Raw genomic sequence first — 17,742 nt, forward strand, 5'->3', positions numbered from 1 at the left:
GTTAACCGAGTTTTTTGACACTATTTCGCATAACTAGTGAGGGTTCTAGTTGCACCACATCGGGTGTAAGACTGGTCTTCTCTATTTTCGCGAGTAGAGTTTCAACAGCCGCCTTACCCAAGCGATACTTAGGTTGATGAATCGTAGTGAGTGACGGTGACATGAACTTGGCAATGTGGATATCATCATACCCAATGATCGAAAGTTCGTTGGGAACATGTATCCCTTTTTCATGGGCAACATTGATAGCTCCCATGGCCATCATGTCATTACAAATAAACAACGACGTTGGTAGTGCACCTCTGCTCATTAACTTTTCTAGGGATTTCGCGCCGCCATCACATTCAAAGTCCGACTCAACAATCCAGTCTGGATTAATAGCAATATGATGTTCTTTCAATGCCTTTTTGTACCCCTCATAACGCATAAGCGCTTGGTGGCGATTCAAAGGCCCGGTGATACAACCAATCTCTTTGTGGCCACTTTCAATTAGGTGCTTAGTGGCAAGATAACCACCAAGAAACGAGTTATCTTGGATCTTGTCGCTTTCAAAATGCATTGGCCCCCAATCCATCACAACCACGGGAATGGATGGGTACTGGTCAAAAATATCCAGCTTCTCCCCTTCAAGGGTTGAGCACATTAGAATCAGACCATCGACACGCTTTTGCAGTAGCGTATCGATGGACGCCTTCATGCGCTCGGTATCACCTTCGGTGTTGCAAAGAATGAGATTGTAGTTTTGATGATAACAGCTGCGTTCGACCCCTTTTACTACCTCACCAAAAAACGGGTTGGTTGAGGTAGTCACTAACATTCCAATTGTTCGTGTACGATTCATTTTTAAGCTGCGCGCCAAGGCAGAAGGCGCGTAGTTGAGCTCCTTCGCTGCACTGTTTACGCGCTCAGAAATCTCTTCACTAACGAATCGTGTTTTATTGATGACATGACTTACGGTTGAGGTAGACACTCCCGCGAGTCTTGCTATGTCCTTCATCGTTGCCATCGGGCAAGGGTCTCCACTGCTTCTTCTTATAATTGAGCGAGTTAGTTTCTCAACTTAGGCTTGCTGCTCTAAAAACTGTTGTACTTCATCTAGCGTCGGAATGGAAGTCTGCGCGCCAAATCGAGTCACTGAAATAGCCGCTGCTGCATGAGCAAATACAATCGCCTCTTCGATGGACTTACCTTCGATTAGTCCTGTCACCAAAGCACCGTTAAAGGTATCGCCTGCGGCAGTGGTATCCGTTGCTTCAACTTTGAAGCCTGGGATTCGTTCACCACGACCATTTTGGCTCAGCCATACACCTTTCGAGCCTAAAGTGATCATGACAATTTCAATGCCCTTACGATGCAGAGCATTTGCCGCTTTTTGTGCCGACTCATCATCGTTGACCGTTATTCCGGTCAGGACTTCTGCTTCGGTTTCATTTGGCGTAATGACATCTACACAGCTTAGTAATGAGTCTGGGAGTTCTCTCGCTGGCGCAGGGTTGAGGACGACGTTAGTCTTTGCAGCCTTTGCAATTTTTGCTGCGTATTCGATGCCTTCAATTGGTGTTTCTAATTGAGTTAACAGGTAATTCGCACCTTCGATCAAACCCTTATGTGGCTCAACACGTGCTGTCGTTAGTTTTGCGTTGGCTTCTGCTGAAATGCAGATGCTGTTCTCTCCACTTTCAGCTACCTGAATCATGGCAATACCGGTCGGCGTGCCTGGCTCTAATTGAACACCCGCGATGTTGATACCATCAGCTTTGAATGCTTCGCGAATATTAATACCAAATGCATCATCACCTACACAGGCGATAAAGCCAGTGTCGCCGCCTAGTCTTGCAGCCGCAACGGCTTGGTTCGCCCCTTTACCGCCAGGAATAACTTGGTAATTAGCACCATGTAGCGTTTCTCCAGGACGAGGGAAAGAAGGAACTTGCAGAACGTGGTCTGCATTCACACTACCCAGCACAATGAGTTTATTCATACTTTGTTCCTTTTAACTCTTTTGTTGGTTACTGATTTTTGAGTATCAGTTTGATAGATAACTTGGGGTTGCCTTGGGGTGGCAAGCCGAAGGTATCTGGGTTTTATGAAGCGATGCGCAGCGAGCCTTTGAGTTCCTCCCCTTTATAAGGGGAGGAATTACTGGCTGGCTCCTTTCGTCGCTTCGCCTATTACTCAGCGACGACTTTTAGAGGTACTGGGATGTACTCTTCTACTTTTTCACCTTTCAGTACTTTGTCAGCGGTTTCCACACCTAGTACACCGATCATGTCTGGTTGCTGTGCGATTGTTGCTGCTAGTTTGCCGCGTTTCACCGCTGCCATACCGTCTTCAGTGCCATCGAAGCCAACGATCATAACGTCTTTACCTGCCGCTTGAACTGCGCGAAGTGCACCGAGTGCCATTTCGTCGTTCTGTGCGAATACCGCTTGTACATCTGGGTTCGCGGCTAGAAGGTTTTCCATGACGTTTAGACCTTTAGTACGGTCGAAATCCGCTGGTTGGCTAGCAAGCAGTTCCATTTGAGAACCTTTTACTGAGTTCATGAAGCCTTCACCACGCTCACGTGCAGCTGACGTGCCCGCAATACCTTCTAGTTGGATAACTTTCGCCTTCTCGCCTACTTTCTCCATGATGTAGTGACCAGCCATCTCACCACCCACCACGTTGTCTGATGCAATGTGGCTCACTACATCACCACGCTAGCACCACGGTCAAGCGTTAGAACAGGAATGTTCGAGCGGTTTGCCATGCGGATAGCATTGGATACTGCATCTGAATCTGTTGGGTTGATTAGAATTGCCTTAACGCCACGTACCGTTAAATCTTCGATGTTTGATAGCTCTTTGCTTGGGTCATTTTGCGAGTCCAAAACGATTAGGTTGTAACCTAAATCCTTGGCTTTCGCTTCCGCGCCCTCTTTCATCGTTACGAAGAACGGGTTGTTAAGCGTAGAGACAACAATCGCCATCGTGTCTTGTGCTGATGCAGCTGTAGACATAGAAGCAGATAGCACGGCAGCAGAGATTAAAGTGGCTAGTTTTTTCATCGTTTTAGTCCTTTGTGTAGGGGGCGGCTCAACTCATTGTCGAGCCTGTTATTGTAAATAATCTAGTGTTAATCGAGGTTACTTGTTTTTGTTGTCTACCAGTACCGCAAGCAAGATAACTACGGCTTTTGCGATCATTTGGTAGTAAGAAGAAACGTCCAATAGGTTGAGTGCGTTGTTCAAGAAGCCGATGATCAGAGCACCAATTAGCGTACCCATAATTCGACCTTTACCACCCATTAAGCTGGTACCACCGAGAACAACCGCCGCGATAGCATCAAGCTCATATCCCATACCCGCGGTAGGCTGAGCGGATGACAGACGAGAGGTCACGATAATGCCAGCCAGTGCTGCAAGCAGACCACAGATGGCGTAAACACCAATCTTCACTTTGTCGACATTGATACCAGACAAACGAGTCGCGGATTCGTTACCACCTAGCGCGTAAACGTAACGACCAAAGCGAGTGTGGTTAAGTAGATACCAAACAGAAGCGAATACGACGACCATAATCCAAACTGGAACTGGGATGCCCAAAGCGTAACCGGTACCAAACCATGCAAATGCGTCAGCCGTATCCGTAAAGCCTGTCGAGATTGGACGTCCGTCGGTGTACACCATGGTCACACCACGCAGAAGCGTCATAGTCACTAAGGAAGCGATAAACGCCTGAACCTTACCTTTTGCAATGATAATACCGCTGATGGCACCGAGAGCTGCACCCGCTAGAAGCGCGGTTGGAACCGCGATCAATACCGGAACTTCCATCGCTATCAAACTGGCCGCAAACGCGCCGCAAAGTGCGAGTACAGAACCAACACTCAAGTCGATGCCGGCAGTTAAGATGACCAATGTCATACCCACTGCGATAATGGCGTTCACAGAGGTTTGACGCAGGATGTTCATAATATTATCGACGGTGAAAAAGTTCGGGTTTAGAAAAGAAACCACGATTATTAGGAAGATAAGCGCAATCAGTGATTTTTGCTCAATCAACCATTCTTTATTGAAAAGAGGTTTTTTGTTTTCCATCTCAACGCTCATCTCTTTGTTGATGGTTTTATTGTTCATGCTGCTTCCTCATTGACATTTTTACCGACAGCGCATGCGAGTAGTTTTTCTTGATCCGCATCCTGAGCCATAAACTCACCGCTTATGTGCCCTTCATGCATCACCAAAATTCGATCGCTCATGCCGAGTACTTCTGGCATTTCAGATGACACCAAAATGATGCTCATGCCATCTGCTTTAAATTTGTTGATTAGTTGGTAGATTTCTTTCTTCGCGCCCACATCGACACCGCGTGTTGGCTCATCCAAAATGAGAACTTTAGGTTTGGTCATCAGTCCTTTGGCAATCGCCACTTTCTGTTGGTTACCGCCTGATAAGTTGCCAATAATCTGATCGCGTGTTGGCGTTTTAATGTTGAATAGCTTAATGAAGTCTTCAACAGCCACCACTTCTTCACTGTGTTGAATTTGCATGCCTTTAGACAGCTGCTCCAATGCGCAAATCGACATGTTTTCTTTTACTGATAAGCCCAGAACCAAACCATCGCCTTTGCGATCCTCTGAAATGTATGCGATACCGTTGGCAAGACCTTCTTGAGGACTATCTGGATTGATCGTTTTGCCGTTGAGAATTACCTCACCCGATTGACGTTTTAGTGCGCCATAGATGATTTTCATCAGCTCTGTGCGCCCTGCGCCCATCAAACCGGAAATGCCAAGAATTTCACCTTGATCCAGAGAGAAACTCACGTCATTGACGCCAGGACCTGAAAGGTTTTTTACTTCGAGGCTGGTTTTACCGTGAACGGCATCGATTCGCGGATATTGCTCATCAAGCTTACGACCCACCATCATTTCGATCAGCGTATCTTCATCGGTTTCAGCCACAGTGCGCTGACCAATAAATTTACCGTCACGTAACACCGTAATATCATCGCAAATCTCGAAGATTTCTTTGAGACGGTGTGAGATGTAAACAATCCCGCAGCCTTGTTCGCGCAGTTCGTTGATCACGCTAAATAGCGATTCCGTCTCAGTATCGGTAAGTGCATCGGTGGGTTCATCCATAATGATGACCTTTGACTCAAATGACAGTGCTTTCGCAATTTCTACCATTTGCTGCTCACCAAGACTAAGCTCGCCAAGCGGTGTCTTGGCGCTATGTTTCACGTTTAGTCTCGCCAATAGGCGATCTGCCTCGGCATACATCTGCGACCATAAAATGCGACCAAACGCATTGGTTTTTTCACGGCCTAGGAAGATATTTTCTGCAATAGTGAGCTCAGGAATAAGATTGAGCTCTTGGTGAATGATACTGATTCCCGCTTGCTGAGAATCACGCGGACCTTTAAAGGAAACGTCTTGGTCTTGATAGCGAAGTTCGCCAGAATCTTTTGAATAGATACCCGTCAGCACTTTCATAAGCGTCGATTTACCCGCGCCGTTTTCACCAAGCAATGCCATCACTTTTCCGGGATACACATTTAAGCTGGCTTTATCCAAAGCTTTCACTCCCGGGAAAGCTTTTTCAATCTCGCTGAGTTGTAAAATGGGTTGCAGCATGAGGATGTCCTGTATATTTCGCTGAACTGAACTCGTAATAGGTGGCGCTTTAAAAGACGACGCCAGCTTGGAAAATCACATTGGCGTACGGTGTACACTCGCCCGTTCTCACTACAGCTCTTGAATCTAGAGTTTTTGTCTTAAAGTCTTCGTGAGAAACATAAGAAATCGAAATTGCTTTACCGCTTGTTTCTCGCTCCTGCTCAATCACGGATAACAAAGCATCATGCAACTCAGGGCTCACTTGCTTAAACTCTTCCGCCAAGACAACACCTTCAATCTGAGCCTCAGAAAGGTACACTTTTACCGTATCCAAAAACGCTGGAACGCCATGAGTCAGAGCGAGATCAATACGCTGAACTTCATCAGCAATCGGAAGGCCAGCGTCACAAATCGTTACCTCATCGGTATGACCCAATGTCGACACCAAATAAGAGAGTTCTGAATTTATTAGGGAACTTTTTTTCATTTTTATACCTGCTTCATGCGGCTTTATTAAGTCTGTAGGGCTTGAATAACCATCAAACAACGGTTTCAAAAGTAGAGGGCATCACTACCTGGTCGCTGTTGATAAAACAATCATCGAAACGTTTCGATGACAATCCTAGCGTAGAGAGTGTAAAGATCGAGAGAGGTAGCATTTAACTGTGATTTAGATCGCTTCATCGAAACGTTTCGATGCATTTTTCGTGAATGGATTCAAATTCCCATTCAGAGAGATTTTTGACTGGACAAAGAGAGTATGAAAGTAGCTTCATGCCCCACAAATAAGGCTTAGTCGGGCACTGAATAGGATAAAAATCAAAGAGAGTGAATAGCTACACCCAAGTAATCTCAAGACTCAGATATCTAGAGATTGACCTGGATAAAATTATGCGAATTACATATTGGCAGAAATGTAGGGACCAGAGGCATAATGGCAGCCAATAGCTTTGAGGGACTCTAGTTGGCCTTGTGTTTCAACACCTTCGGCAATAGTCTCAATGTTTAGCACTTTGGCGAGACTGACAATCGCTTTCGCCACCTGCTCTACTGAACGATCTTGTGCGATTTCTGCTACCAACTGCGCGCCAACTTTAAGCTTTTGCAATGGCAGTTCGCGAAGCTCGGATATAGATATGTGACCCATACCAAAATCTGCCACGGTAATTTGACAACCAAGCTCAACTAATTGGTACAGCTCATCCACACAACGTTTCTTAGACAACATGTCCTCGAACACTTCAAGCACCAAACAATGCGCTGGAAGATGATACTTGGTGAGAATCTCTGTTACTTCTTTAATAAACAATCCATGACCAAAGTTCTTAGAAGAGACTTTTACCGCCACGGTTTTTAGTTCACCAACCGAGGCGTACTTACACGCTTGCTCGATAGTGAACAAATTCAGTTTTCGGATCAGCTGAGACTCTTCGGCGATAGGAATGAACTCAAATCTATCCACATCACCGAACATCGAGTCGCTCCACTCTAGTCGACTTTTAAAGGCAACAATACGATGCGTTTCAAGCTCAACAACGGGTAAGAAGCTGACCTCTAGCTTGTGTGATTCGATAGCTTGTGAGAGGCGTTGAGCCATCGCTGTTTTGCGCCCCCACTGCTCACCCATTGCTTCGTCATAACTCATCCAGGTGGTTTGACACTGCTTGGCACGGTACATAGCGAGATCCGCTTGCTTTAGTAGCAGACTGGTTGGCACGTTGCGACTCACGTTTGTGGTCACTCCTACAGACGCAGAACCTCGTTCAGATTTATTACCGACTTCGATGAAGGCGATGGCATCAACCAAATGTTGAGCGTAATGCTCCGCCCGAGTTTGTGAGCAATTAGGCAGGAGTGCGACAAACTCATCCCCACCAAGTCTAGCAACAACACCGTTGTCCCCTACTGCCGCTCTAAAGCGCTTCGCTACATCTTGAAGGAACAAATCGCCGAAATCATGCCCTTTACTGTCGTTGATAGACTTAAACTCATTGAGATCGATTAACAACAACGAATACGGGTGATCTGTTTGTTGTTCTTCAACAAGAAAACGTTGCAGATGCTCAAAGAAAGAGGTGCGGTTTGGAAGACGAGTCAGCGGATCAAAATAAGCGAGATCGCTCAGTTTATCGTTGAGGTGTTTTTCAGACGTCACATCGCGTTTGACCGCAATGTAATAGGACTTGCCCAAATAGTTGAAAGGACTGATATGAGCATGTTCGATAAACAGCGAGCCGTTTTTCGTTTTGTTAACCAGTTCGCCTACCCAATCTTTACCTTGAAGCAGCTTCGACCACATATCCTCATAGGTTGCTAATGTGGTTTTTCCTGACTTCAGCAGTTTCGGGTTTTTGCCCAAGACTTCTTCGCGGGCATAACCAGTTAGCTTGACGAACTGATCGTTGACGAAACAAATTTGAGCTTGTTCGTCAGTAATAATGATAGCAACAGACGCGCTCTCTAGCGCCGACTCCATCAAACCTAACGACAATTCAAAATCCATATAACGCAACGCCATGTTTACAACTAATGTTTTACCGAGTATTACAAAGCGAACATGATAGGGTTTAATGGAACCAACATCAAATAAAACGTCAAAAAGCCGATGATTTAGCAACAGTTTTTTGACGCACCATAAACTATTGGTACTAATTTAGATAACCAAAGAGAAAGTCACCTAACATGTGCCCACATTAGGTGACCTAAAGACAAGTTGGCAAGCGCCACAAAGCGCAATTGAGAGCGGGTTCTAATCGTTATTGATTTGTTTGATAACTCGACATGGGTTACCTACTGCAAGCGTGTTGGCCGGAATGTCTTTAGTGACCACACTGCCCGCACCAATCACTGCATTATCACCTATCGTAACGCCGGGACAAACGATCGCCCCTCCGCCGATCCAAACGTTATTGCCGATTTTAATGGGTAAACCAAATTCAACTTCGTCTTCAACGCGGCCTTTGACATCTAATGGATGACCTGCCGTGTAGATTTGAACATTTGGCGCGAATAGTACGTTGTCTCCAATTTCGACCACGTTGACATCCAGGATCACGCAATTGAAGTTTCGCGTAGAAGTTCTTACCTACGTGAATGTTTTCTCCATAGTCGCAGCGAAACGGGGCTCAAGATATAGGTTACCTTTACGGTTAGGGATCAACGCTTCTTGCGCTTCCTTCCATTCGGGTGTGTTCGGAATGCTATCGTTGAGTTTCTTTAGTGTATGGCGGCACCTCACTCGCGCGGATAGCAGCTCTTCATCCCAAGCTAAATAAGGCTCGCCTGCCAGCATTTTTTCTCGTTCTGTTCTTGTCGACATCTTTTCTTCCAACAATGTTACGGACTGTTTGTATTCAAAAACGTAATATTGAGGACAATGTCAGAATTCTGTCATAGCAGCACCATATTTTCTTCGAATCGTTGCCGCCATCACACTTGGTGGAATTAAAATGAGAAGTAAATTTAGTCGGCTGAGAGAAGTTTTATCAGCGCTTTTGCAGCGGCCTCAGAGCTGGCTGGGTTTTGGCCTGTCACGAGTAGACCGTCAACGACAACATACTCTTGCCAGTCGGGTGCATTGGAAAAACTCGCGCCACGCTTTACAAGTTCATCTTGCAGCGAAAAAGGCACAATATCTGTTAACCCAACGGCCTGCTCCTCGCTGTTACTAAAGCCCGTGACCTGTTTACCTTCAACCATTGGGGATTCGTCTTCATTGGCGGCATTAATCAATACTCCAGCGGCATGGCAGACAGCCCTATCGGTTTATGAGCAGTATAGAAGTCGTCAATCAATGTGACAGAGTCTGGGTCACAAGTTAGATCCCAAAGCGGGCCGTGACCACCTGGATAAAATACCGCATCATAGTCCGCTTCTCTTACTTCTACCAAGCGGAGAGTGTTAGTTAGATGGGTTTTCGCCACTTCGTCAGCTTCGAAACGTTGAGTGGCCGGAGTTTGCTGCTCGGCTAGTTGGCTGTTTGGGTCAATTGGAGGGTGGCCACCAGCGGGTGAACATAATGTGATATGCAAGCCGGCATCTTTGAACACATAGTAAGGCGCAGCAAACTCCTCAAGCCAAAAGCCAGTTTTGTGTTCAGTCTCTCCCATCCGACTATGTGATGTTAGAACCATCAGAATTTTTTTTTGGCTCACTCTCTGCTCTCCATTAGGCGCTCTTTATAAACCTAGTGAAATGCTGAGATTTTTCAAATACAAAGGATGATTAATCATCATCCTTTTTCCTTCCATTCGGCATTTAACGAAAGTGCGGCTAGAATTTAATTTTGTATAGCCGGACGAGAGGAGACGTCATCAAACCAACGCTTGATGTTATGGTTGGTCTCGAACACATCAACCTTGAGCGCATTGACCGCGACAAAAACAAAAATATAGGCACTGATGTCTGCAATGGTGTAATTGTCTGTCGCCACGTACTTAGACTTACCCAACTGCTTGTCGAGTTTAGGCAAGAATAACTCAACTCGATGCTTCGCTTCTTCTCCCCATGCTTCAACGCAATTTTCTCGGTCGCTGTAGATACCTGATAGATTTCTAAACGCCTGGAATGCATTTTGGATGCCGTCAATCTCGACGATGCGATTCCACATTTCAACCTTGGCTCGCTCTAGTGTGCTGGCGCCAAATAGGTTGAGATCGTTTGGCGTAATTTCATCAAAATAGCGGCTGATTGCTACCGTTTCACTGAGGTAAGTGCCATCATCCAACTCAAGCAATGGTACTTTTCCGTTTACGCTTTTGTCCTGATAACTTTGGTCTAGGTTTCCCCCTTCCCTAACATTCACTTCCACTCTTTCGATATCGGTAACACCAATTTCTTTTAGAAATAGATTGAGGCGCTTCGAGCTGACTGTGACCGAGTGATCATACAATTTCATGTGTTCATTCCTTTTGGCACGTAGTTTTTAGAGAATTACCATCTTTATGGACTTTTTGTTTGACCCGCTTTGATTTCTAACCGATCGTTTAGATATACTCTATGCAATAACTAAACGATCGGTCAAGAATTAATTAGTGAATGACGGCAAGTACTTGTACAATGACCAGCAAGTACAGTTTGACGTGGTTTTATCTCCGAGGGGCGTATGGCAAGAAAAGCCAATTTTTGTAAGCAAGAAAAGCTAGAGCAAGCGATGATGCTGTTTTGGAGTAAGGGCTATGCCAATACGTCTATTAGCGATCTGACTGACACTCTTGCTATTAATCGCTTTAGTCTTTACAACAGCTTTGGTGACAAAGAGGCGCTTTATTATCAAGCGCTTGATAACTACTTAACCTCGGTTTCATTTCCCAAGCTAGAGCCGCTTCGAGACTCAGGATCTGGCGTTGACACCCTCTGTCAATTTCTCAAGGCATTTGCTGACAAACAAAAGCAAGACAGCTGTGGCTGTTTTATTCAGAATGCCGTCGTTGAGCATGCGGGTGAAAATGACGAGGTATTAAAACGCAGCAACATGCTGTTCGATACTCTAGAGCAGGCTATTGTTGCAACACTAACTCACGCTAAACAGCGCCTTGAAATCAGCAACGAACAAGATGTCACTGCAATAGGGCAGTTTGTTATCTGCCAAATGCAAGGAATGCGAGTACTTGGCAAGGCCAAACGCTATACAGAAATTGATGTCGCCACAAAAGTCCTTTGTGACTTTTTGAAAGGGCTCAGTGTAAAAACAACCTCTTGATGAGAAAATCCAAGAGGCTGCTTTAGTGGGGCTGTGATGCCGCATATCGCTCGATTATTTATACCCGCCTTCAATCATCGGCTCTGCTAATCGCAAACGCACTTTGTTGCGCTGTATTGCCTCTGGCGGCAAGCTGATAAAGCCAAACTGGTTTAATGTTGGCTTCGATGCATCAGACAGCGTCAGACTGATAAAGTATTCTTCCTGCTGATTAAAATGTTCTCGGTTCGGGGGTAAGTCGAGGTACATGTAGTAAACACTCGCCAGTGGATAACGTCCTGACAATATGGTTTCTTTATTCACATCGTACGACTCACCAAAGTTATCAATGACGTTTAGCAAGTTTTGATCGTTAAGATCATCGGTGTAAACCGAATAGCCAATCGCGTCTGACTGCGAGGAGATTTCACTTAGCAATGCGGGCTTGTCGATAACAAAATTCGTCGTCGCAAACTCAGCATTGTCGCACGCGACCCACTGAGCAAACGTATCATGTCCTTTTAGTTGATTGTCGATAGCAAATGGAACCATAACGCCAAGCTCTGTGCCTTGACTATCACGCCAGCGAGTGACGTTAAGCTGCTGGTTACAACCAAAAACGTCCTTAAGCTCAGCAAGGGTTATGGCTTGAGCTGGATTGTCTTGATTAGCAATAATGGCGATAACGTCAGCGGTAAAAAATAGCTCGGTAGGCTTATAACCTCTTAAATGAGTAAACTTTGCCACTTCATCATCTTGCCATTTCCGTGAACTAATACCGAGTAGCAGGTTGTCTTTGGTTAAACTTGTCGCGATATCTTCACTAGCCTGGACATCAATATCGAGTTTCCTGGCTTGTATCAATGCTTCCATAAGCGGCACGAGATTGGGTTCAACGGCCACTTTAGAATGTAGCGCACCCAGCGTCTCTGCTTGTAGCAATGGTGAGACTATCATTCCACAAGAGAGTGCTGCAGTGCTAAACGCTTTCAAAGTCTTAGTCACGAGGCGCCTCCACACTAGTTGAGCTGGTCAAACTTTTCTCTGAAGTAAAAATATCCCACTGTTGAGTGGCTGACATTTCAGGATGATAGAACACCGCAATGGTTCGGCGTTTACGTTGCTTGAGCTTTTCGGTGTAAAAAGTCACCTCAGTAAACTCCTGCTCTGAGACTCGTGCGCTATCAATGCCTTTTTGCTCCAGCGCTTCTTTAATCGCTGCCGTTCTGCGCTTAGCCAATGCGCGGTTGTAATCGTTAGTACCTTCGGAACTGGTATCACCAATTAACACCACGCTTGCTTGCGGGGTTTGTTTTAGCATGTTTGAGAGTTCAGCTACCTTCGGCTCTTGATCGGGACGTATCAGCGATTTGTCGTAATCAAAGTTGACCGTAACCACAACAGGCTTCTCTGAAAACTGCCATTCTGCACAGCCTTCATTATCGACAACCACACCGATTGGAGTATCTAAACAGCGATCACGCTGATTGATGATGCCATCGCTGTCCTGATCGCGTAGATCATCGATCTGATGACGTGTGGTTTGTGTGTTTGGCGTTTCTGCACAACCGCTAAGCAGCGACAAGGGCAAACATAGCGTTAGCATAAGAGGTATAGTCTTCACTGTTAGCGTCATTATGAATCCCCCTCTTTCTGCCACTCTTCAGGGTGCTCAACACGCAACGCATAGGTCAGCACGCCCATTGCGTTAAGTAATCGATAAGCTGCAAAAGTACGATCATATTTACTTCTCACATAGTTTTGTCTGGCAAGAAACACTTCCACTTTGGCATCAAGCACATCTAGTAGGCTGCGACGGCCGACATTGAATTGCTGTATATAACCGAGCTCAGCAATTTTCGCCGCGTCCACGTTTTGCTCTAGCAGTCGTATTTGCTGCTCTAACATCGAATAAGCATTCCAAGCGAGTTCGGTGCCTTCGCGAACCTCACGTTCCGTTCTCACTCTTATGGCTCTCGCCTCCTCCAATCGCCATGCGGAAGACTCCACTCTGGCATCGGTCGAAAAGCCGTTGAACAAGTCATAATCTAGCGTCAGCATGGCTCGCATGTCTTCATCCGGCCCAATGACATTGCCCACATTGCGATTCTTGTTGGCATGCAGTTCAATTTTAACCTCTGGGAAATAGTCCCCTTTTTCTCGGCGTATTTCTTGCCTTGCTGCGTCCATGTCGACCATGGCCGCTTTAATCTCTGGGTGGTTATCGACCGCTTGTTGGATGGCGACATCTAAAGTACTAGGAAGTAATGCACTATCAAATTTAGGAAAGACAAGGTCACTGCCAGGCTTCCCAACTTGACGCAAAAATTGGGTTTTGAGATCAAACAGGTTATTTTGAGCCGCAATTTGTGACGATTGTGCTGTTGCTACTCGAGCGGAGATCTGCGCTAAGTCAGAATTACTCGCAAGTCCTTGGCCTTTTTTATCGAGTACATCTTTATAGATTTCTTGATGCTCAAGCACGTTACGGTTTGCCAACTGCAGTAACGTTTCGGCCTCTAAAAGTTCAAGATAGGTTCTAGTGACATCCAAGGAGACGTTTTCAGCACGAGAAATCAGCGTCAGGCGCTCTGCTTCAGCTTCATAGCCCAAGCGCTTGACGTTGGCACTAGTACCAAACCCATCAAACAAGAGCTGAGAAACACGTACCCCCATCTCTGTTCGATTGAGCCTTCTATCATCTGGGTCGATGTAGTTACCGTTGTTATATCGGGTTTCCTCTACACCTGCTGCGGCATACAAATTCACTTGCGGTAATCGGTCACCACTAGCGGCATCACCATCTCTAATAACAGATTGATATCGAGAATATTGCGCTAGAACTTCTGGACTGTAATCAATCGCAAATGCCACCGACTGTTCCAGAGAAATAGCGCTCGCAGCCGGAGCAAACGCTAAAGGGATGGTAGCCAAGCAACTCGATAACGCGAGTTTTGTCACACGCATACGCTTTCCTTATGGTTATTATCTTTCTCTCAATGAATTCTCTTTTGCTCTTAAGATTGGCTTAAGCAATATTGCAACACCGTTTTCTCGCCAGTAAGGATGTCCACTGCGGCTTGCATACCCGGTATTACAGAAAAATGTTTCGCCTCTTGATCTTGTTGATTATTCAATTCAATGTGCGCTCGGTAGTAGGCCGTCCCATCTTCAGTTTGCAATGCATCCGCACTCACATAGGTCACTTTGCCTTTTTGTCCGCCGTAGATAACAAAATCATAGGCCGAAAACTTCACCATTGCCTCTAAACCTACGGAAATAAAAGCAATATCTTTAGGTGCGATCTTAGCTTCGATGATAAGTGCCGAGTTTTCAGGTACCAATTCCATAATGGGTTCGCCTGGACGAACTACACCACCGATGGTGCGAACAAACACCTCTTTCACTGTGCCATCCACCGGAGCAACGACATCGGTACGCCTCAATTGATCCGCGATAGCTTGGCGGCTCTCGTTTAGCTGAGCGAGAGTGGCCGATATCTCATTCAACTGGCCTTGTGCTTTAGTTCGAAAGTCCAGAGCAATACCACGATGATCCGCAATTGCCTCAGAATAAGCGGCTCGCTGCTTTTGCTCGGTGACACGAGCACTGGATAAATCGCCCTCAAGACGAATAACATCTCGATTGAGTTTCAGTAATTCCACTTCCGCTACCGCACCGCTTTCCACCACTGCACGCAGCAAATCGCGCTCTTTTTTCACGATTGCGAGACTACTTTGCAAAGTGCGGATGGAGGTTTGCGTATCACTGACGGCTTGAGCTTGTTGCTCGATTCGTAGTTTTGATTCTTCAAGCTCTGAGGAGAGTTGGCTCAGTCTCTCTAGGTAGTTAGCTTGAGCATTAAACAATGCTGGGCTGGGGTTATCTGACCCAATGATTGAGCGAGGCTCAATTTGAACCTGTGCTTGCCAGTTTTTGTTGCTGGTGACTTTTACACTCGCTAGCTCCGCTTCTAATCTCAAACGCTGAGCGGTGAGACTATCAAACTGCTTGCCTGTCTCTTGATAGGAAGCGCGAAAGCGGGTGTCATCCAATACTGCCAAGGTTTGCCCTGCCTTTACACTGTCCCCTTGACGCACCAATATGTTTTTTACGATCCCACCTTCTAAGCTCTGTATCGATTGTACAGACTGACTTGGGACCACGGTGCCCTCTCCCACAACGACTTCTTCAAGCGTCGCCCATGATGCCCAAAGCAAAGCGCAAACAAATAAACTCGCGATAATCCAAATAAGCTTGCGTGAGCGGTACGCTAACTGGGTGTTGCTCCACTCGATATGACTAGTGCTCATCGTTACCTCCTTTCACGATAGCGATGTTCTTCACTTTGTGTTTTTGCTTACTTGGTGTTTCCAGAATAGACTTTGGCGATCCTTCCAAAACGAGTTTGCCTTTTTCAAGCACTAAGACTCTGTCGCACAAGGACAAGAGCGACTGACGATGTGAACTCATCACTATCGTCATACTGCGTGGCATACGCGCTAATGCTTGGTAGAAGCGTCGTTCCGCTTGGTTATCTAGCGCGCTGGTCGGCTCATCAAGAACAAGAAACCTAGGTTGACGGTAGAGTGCTCTTGCCAACGCCACCGCTTGCCGTTGTCCCCCCGACAAGTGTCGGCCACCCTCACCGACTTGAGTTTCCAAACCATTTTCAAGGCGAGACAAATAGTCATTTAACCCTGAGTATTGGATAGCGTAGCCGAGACGCTGCTCATCAATACTCGACTCACCAAATACAATATTCTCCAATACCGACCCAAACATCAGCACACTGCTTTGCGCCACCCAACCGGATGCTTTGCGCACCACACTATGCGGCCATAGTTTGGCATCCAGCCCTTCGAAATAGATTTGGCCGCTACTAGGCTCGACCTGCTTGAGAAGCAGTGACAGCAAGGTTGATTTACCCGCTCCCGCCGCGCCAATGACACCGATACGCTCTCCCGCTTGAATGTTGATACTGATGTCACTCACTGCTGCAGAGGTCGTTTCCGGGTATAAATAGCCTACATTGCTAAGCTTGACGTTGCCTTGAAATTCCCCGCGATCGATCACTTGCTGATCACTGGCTTCTTGCGGTAAATCCATAATTTGATTCAGACCTACCAGTGCAGTTTTGGACTGCTGATAGCGCAGCATCAACATGGACAGCTGATTAATGGCATTCCCCGCTCGGCCACTCAACATCACAATGGCAATCAAGCTCCCATGGTGAGTACGCCGGCAGCTATCTGATAGACGCCGAACACTATGAGTGACACTGTCACCACCTGCTGACTAGATTGAATACAGTGAGTGACAACATTGGTGTAAGTACGAGAGCGCGTTTGCCATGTCGATAAAGAGGCGATGACGTTTTCCCAGCGCTTTTGCAGTAAGCTTTGAGCGTTGTTCTGTTTAATTTCTGGTAGTGCATTAAGCGTTTCAATCAGCTGTGCTTGGCGTTGAGTCGATAAGCGCGAGGTCTCTTCCAACGTACTCTCAACATTTCGCTTCATCATTACACTGACAACAACGAGCATCCCCATGACCACCAAAGGAATCCACATCATGCGCCGCCAAGCCAACCAATTAAAGCCAGGAATAAAAAAGTAAAACGGCAAATCCACCAAAGTCACCAGCGTCACGGAAGTAAAAAACTCTTTCACTGCATCAAAGTCTTGTAACTGCCGTGCAAACGCTCCCGTTGATTGAGGGCGATTTTCTAATTTCATACCGATGGTTTTAGAGAACAGCGTCGCTGAGAGTTTATTATCGATATAACGCCCTGCCATATCAGTCACAGAGCTGCGGGCTTCTTTGAGTATCCAATCAAACACGACAACGATCATGACCCCTGCTGCGAGCACCCACAGGGTACTCATCGCCTGATTAGGGACGACGCGATCGTACACATTCATCGTAAATAGCGGGACAATGAGCGCAAGTAAGTTAATGACAAACGATGCGACCAGCAAATCCCGATACCAAGGACGAACTTCTTTTATCGTTTTCCATAACCAACTGGTGGGCGTTGAAGGTTTAAGCTCCTCAACTCGACTGTCGATGGTCGAGTCACCACTCACTTGCCACAGCGTCGCTTTACTCATTTGGCGAAGTGCATCGAGAGTTATCTCCCGCTGTTTAAATTCCTCAGCAACGTCAAGGAGGGTGACGCGCTGCCCCGTGACTTTGGTGATGATGAGTGGCTGGTTGTTGCTGGCTATCATCACAAATGGCGTACTTGCTTTCGCGACTTCACGCGCATTGAGCTCAAGCGCCACGAGCGGCGTGCTTTCCAGCGCTCTTAAAAAAAGTGGTTCTGATAGCTTTCCGTCATCTAACGGTAATCCACTTATTATTTTAACTGGGTGACAACGCACCTCATGGTACTGGCACAGCCATTTTATCGCTTCTAGCCAATTGTCCCTTTTTGACTCTTCCACTGCATATCCTTA

General features: G+C 46.3%; 15 protein-coding genes and 3 pseudogenes. 1 reads left to right on the forward strand and 17 read right to left on the reverse strand.

What is annotated here, in order from left to right; genetic code table 11:
* Window position 1 precedes the first annotated feature (1 nt).
* The 11 genes and pseudogenes from TZ48_RS19070 to TZ48_RS19115 form a co-directional block, all read right to left on the reverse strand.
* The gene (locus TZ48_RS19070; protein ID WP_112480291.1) at window positions 2–1,006 is read right to left on the reverse strand and encodes a substrate-binding domain-containing protein; all 1,005 of its coding nucleotides are present in this window, start codon (window positions 1,004–1,006) and stop codon (window positions 2–4) included.
* A gap of 54 nt (window positions 1,007–1,060) precedes the next feature.
* On the reverse strand, window positions 1,061–1,981 hold the full coding sequence (gene rbsK, locus TZ48_RS19075; RefSeq protein WP_112480292.1) for a ribokinase: 921 nt from the start codon (window positions 1,979–1,981) through the stop codon (window positions 1,061–1,063).
* 190 nt (window positions 1,982–2,171) lie between these two features.
* Window positions 2,172–3,049: pseudogene (gene rbsB, locus TZ48_RS19080) on the reverse strand (ribose ABC transporter substrate-binding protein RbsB).
* A 78-nt stretch (window positions 3,050–3,127) separates the two neighbouring features.
* The gene (gene rbsC, locus TZ48_RS19085; RefSeq protein WP_112480293.1) at window positions 3,128–4,120 is read right to left on the reverse strand and encodes a ribose ABC transporter permease; all 993 of its coding nucleotides are present in this window, start codon (window positions 4,118–4,120) and stop codon (window positions 3,128–3,130) included.
* Window positions 4,117–5,622, reverse strand: a complete 1,506-nt coding sequence (gene rbsA / locus TZ48_RS19090) for a ribose ABC transporter ATP-binding protein RbsA (protein ID WP_112480294.1) — start codon at window positions 5,620–5,622, stop codon at window positions 4,117–4,119. Before rbsA ends, rbsC begins: the two co-directional genes overlap by 4 nt.
* A gap of 49 nt (window positions 5,623–5,671) precedes the next feature.
* Window positions 5,672–6,091 carry a D-ribose pyranase gene (gene rbsD, locus TZ48_RS19095; protein WP_112480295.1) on the reverse strand — a complete coding sequence of 140 codons (420 nt, stop codon included), beginning with the start codon at window positions 6,089–6,091 and terminating at the stop codon, window positions 5,672–5,674.
* A 411-nt stretch (window positions 6,092–6,502) separates the two neighbouring features.
* On the reverse strand, window positions 6,503–8,107 hold the full coding sequence (locus TZ48_RS19100) for an EAL domain-containing protein (protein WP_162674663.1): 1,605 nt from the start codon (window positions 8,105–8,107) through the stop codon (window positions 6,503–6,505).
* 246 nt (window positions 8,108–8,353) lie between these two features.
* Window positions 8,354–8,896, reverse strand: a pseudogene (locus TZ48_RS19105) (sugar O-acetyltransferase).
* Between the two features lie 170 nt (window positions 8,897–9,066).
* Entirely contained in the window at window positions 9,067–9,303 is a 237-nt protein-coding gene (locus tag TZ48_RS26645) for a hypothetical protein (RefSeq protein ID WP_476723321.1), read from the reverse strand.
* Between the two features lie 29 nt (window positions 9,304–9,332).
* Entirely contained in the window at window positions 9,333–9,758 is a 426-nt protein-coding gene (locus tag TZ48_RS26650; RefSeq protein ID WP_476723322.1) for a type 1 glutamine amidotransferase domain-containing protein, read from the reverse strand.
* A 125-nt stretch (window positions 9,759–9,883) separates the two neighbouring features.
* Entirely contained in the window at window positions 9,884–10,501 is a 618-nt protein-coding gene (locus tag TZ48_RS19115) for a glutathione binding-like protein (RefSeq protein ID WP_112480297.1), read from the reverse strand.
* A 207-nt stretch (window positions 10,502–10,708) separates the two neighbouring features.
* Here TZ48_RS19115 and TZ48_RS19120 point away from each other — a divergent pair, with 207 nt between their 5' ends.
* Window positions 10,709–11,305, forward strand: a complete 597-nt coding sequence (locus TZ48_RS19120) for a TetR/AcrR family transcriptional regulator (RefSeq protein WP_112480298.1) — start codon at window positions 10,709–10,711, stop codon at window positions 11,303–11,305.
* 54 nt (window positions 11,306–11,359) lie between these two features.
* Here the strand turns inward: TZ48_RS19120 and TZ48_RS19125 are convergent, their stop codons facing one another.
* From TZ48_RS19125 to TZ48_RS25465, 6 genes and pseudogenes are all read right to left on the reverse strand, one after another.
* Window positions 11,360–12,289, reverse strand: a complete 930-nt coding sequence (locus TZ48_RS19125) for a PstS family phosphate ABC transporter substrate-binding protein (RefSeq protein ID WP_239670977.1) — start codon at window positions 12,287–12,289, stop codon at window positions 11,360–11,362.
* Window positions 12,282–12,920, reverse strand: a complete 639-nt coding sequence (locus TZ48_RS19130) for an OmpA family protein (RefSeq protein ID WP_112480299.1) — start codon at window positions 12,918–12,920, stop codon at window positions 12,282–12,284. Before TZ48_RS19130 ends, TZ48_RS19125 begins: the two co-directional genes overlap by 8 nt.
* Complete coding sequence (locus TZ48_RS19135) at window positions 12,920–14,251, reverse strand: TolC family outer membrane protein (protein WP_239670978.1); 1,332 nt, start codon at window positions 14,249–14,251, stop codon at window positions 12,920–12,922. The genes TZ48_RS19130 and TZ48_RS19135 overlap by 1 nt, the downstream gene beginning before the upstream one ends.
* An 18-nt stretch (window positions 14,252–14,269) precedes the next feature.
* A pseudogene (locus tag TZ48_RS19140) lies at window positions 14,270–15,597 on the reverse strand (HlyD family type I secretion periplasmic adaptor subunit).
* Window positions 15,587–16,492, reverse strand: coding sequence for an ATP-binding cassette domain-containing protein (locus TZ48_RS25460; protein ID WP_239670987.1), 906 nt, complete (start codon window positions 16,490–16,492; stop codon window positions 15,587–15,589). The pseudogene TZ48_RS19140 and the gene TZ48_RS25460 overlap by 11 nt, the downstream one beginning before the upstream one ends.
* Window positions 16,493–16,503: 11 nt before the next feature.
* Window positions 16,504–17,730: an ABC transporter transmembrane domain-containing protein gene (locus TZ48_RS25465; RefSeq protein WP_239670979.1), complete on the reverse strand. Its 1,227-nt coding sequence runs from the start codon at window positions 17,728–17,730 to the stop codon at window positions 16,504–16,506.
* Between the last annotated feature and the right edge of the window lie 12 nt (window positions 17,731–17,742).

Source organism: Vibrio variabilis (assembly GCF_003263785.1).
GTDB classification, from domain to species: domain Bacteria; phylum Pseudomonadota; class Gammaproteobacteria; order Enterobacterales; family Vibrionaceae; genus Vibrio; species Vibrio variabilis.

Bases quoted from the DNA above. Each gene is read 5' to 3' on its own strand.
- TZ48_RS19070 (WP_112480291.1), bottom strand. From the start codon at position 1,006: ATGGCAACGATGAAGGACATAGCAAGACTCGCGGGAGTGTCTACCTCA.
- rbsK (WP_112480292.1), bottom strand. From the start codon at position 1,981: ATGAATAAACTCATTGTGCTGGGTAGTGTGAATGCAGACCACGTTCTG.
- rbsC (WP_112480293.1), bottom strand. From the start codon at position 4,120: ATGAACAATAAAACCATCAACAAAGAGATGAGCGTTGAGATGGAAAAC.
- rbsA (WP_112480294.1), bottom strand. From the start codon at position 5,622: ATGCTGCAACCCATTTTACAACTCAGCGAGATTGAAAAAGCTTTCCCG.
- rbsD (WP_112480295.1), bottom strand. From the start codon at position 6,091: ATGAAAAAAAGTTCCCTAATAAATTCAGAACTCTCTTATTTGGTGTCG.
- TZ48_RS19100 (WP_162674663.1), bottom strand. From the start codon at position 8,107: ATGGATTTTGAATTGTCGTTAGGTTTGATGGAGTCGGCGCTAGAGAGC.
- TZ48_RS26645 (WP_476723321.1), bottom strand. From the start codon at position 9,303: ATGGTTGAAGGTAAACAGGTCACGGGCTTTAGTAACAGCGAGGAGCAG.
- TZ48_RS19115 (WP_112480297.1), bottom strand. From the start codon at position 10,501: ATGAAATTGTATGATCACTCGGTCACAGTCAGCTCGAAGCGCCTCAAT.
- TZ48_RS19120 (WP_112480298.1), top strand. From the start codon at position 10,709: ATGGCAAGAAAAGCCAATTTTTGTAAGCAAGAAAAGCTAGAGCAAGCG.
- TZ48_RS19130 (WP_112480299.1), bottom strand. From the start codon at position 12,920: ATGACGCTAACAGTGAAGACTATACCTCTTATGCTAACGCTATGTTTG.
- TZ48_RS19135 (WP_239670978.1), bottom strand. From the start codon at position 14,251: ATGCGTGTGACAAAACTCGCGTTATCGAGTTGCTTGGCTACCATCCCT.
- TZ48_RS25460 (WP_239670987.1), bottom strand. From the start codon at position 16,492: ATGTTGAGTGGCCGAGCGGGGAATGCCATTAATCAGCTGTCCATGTTG.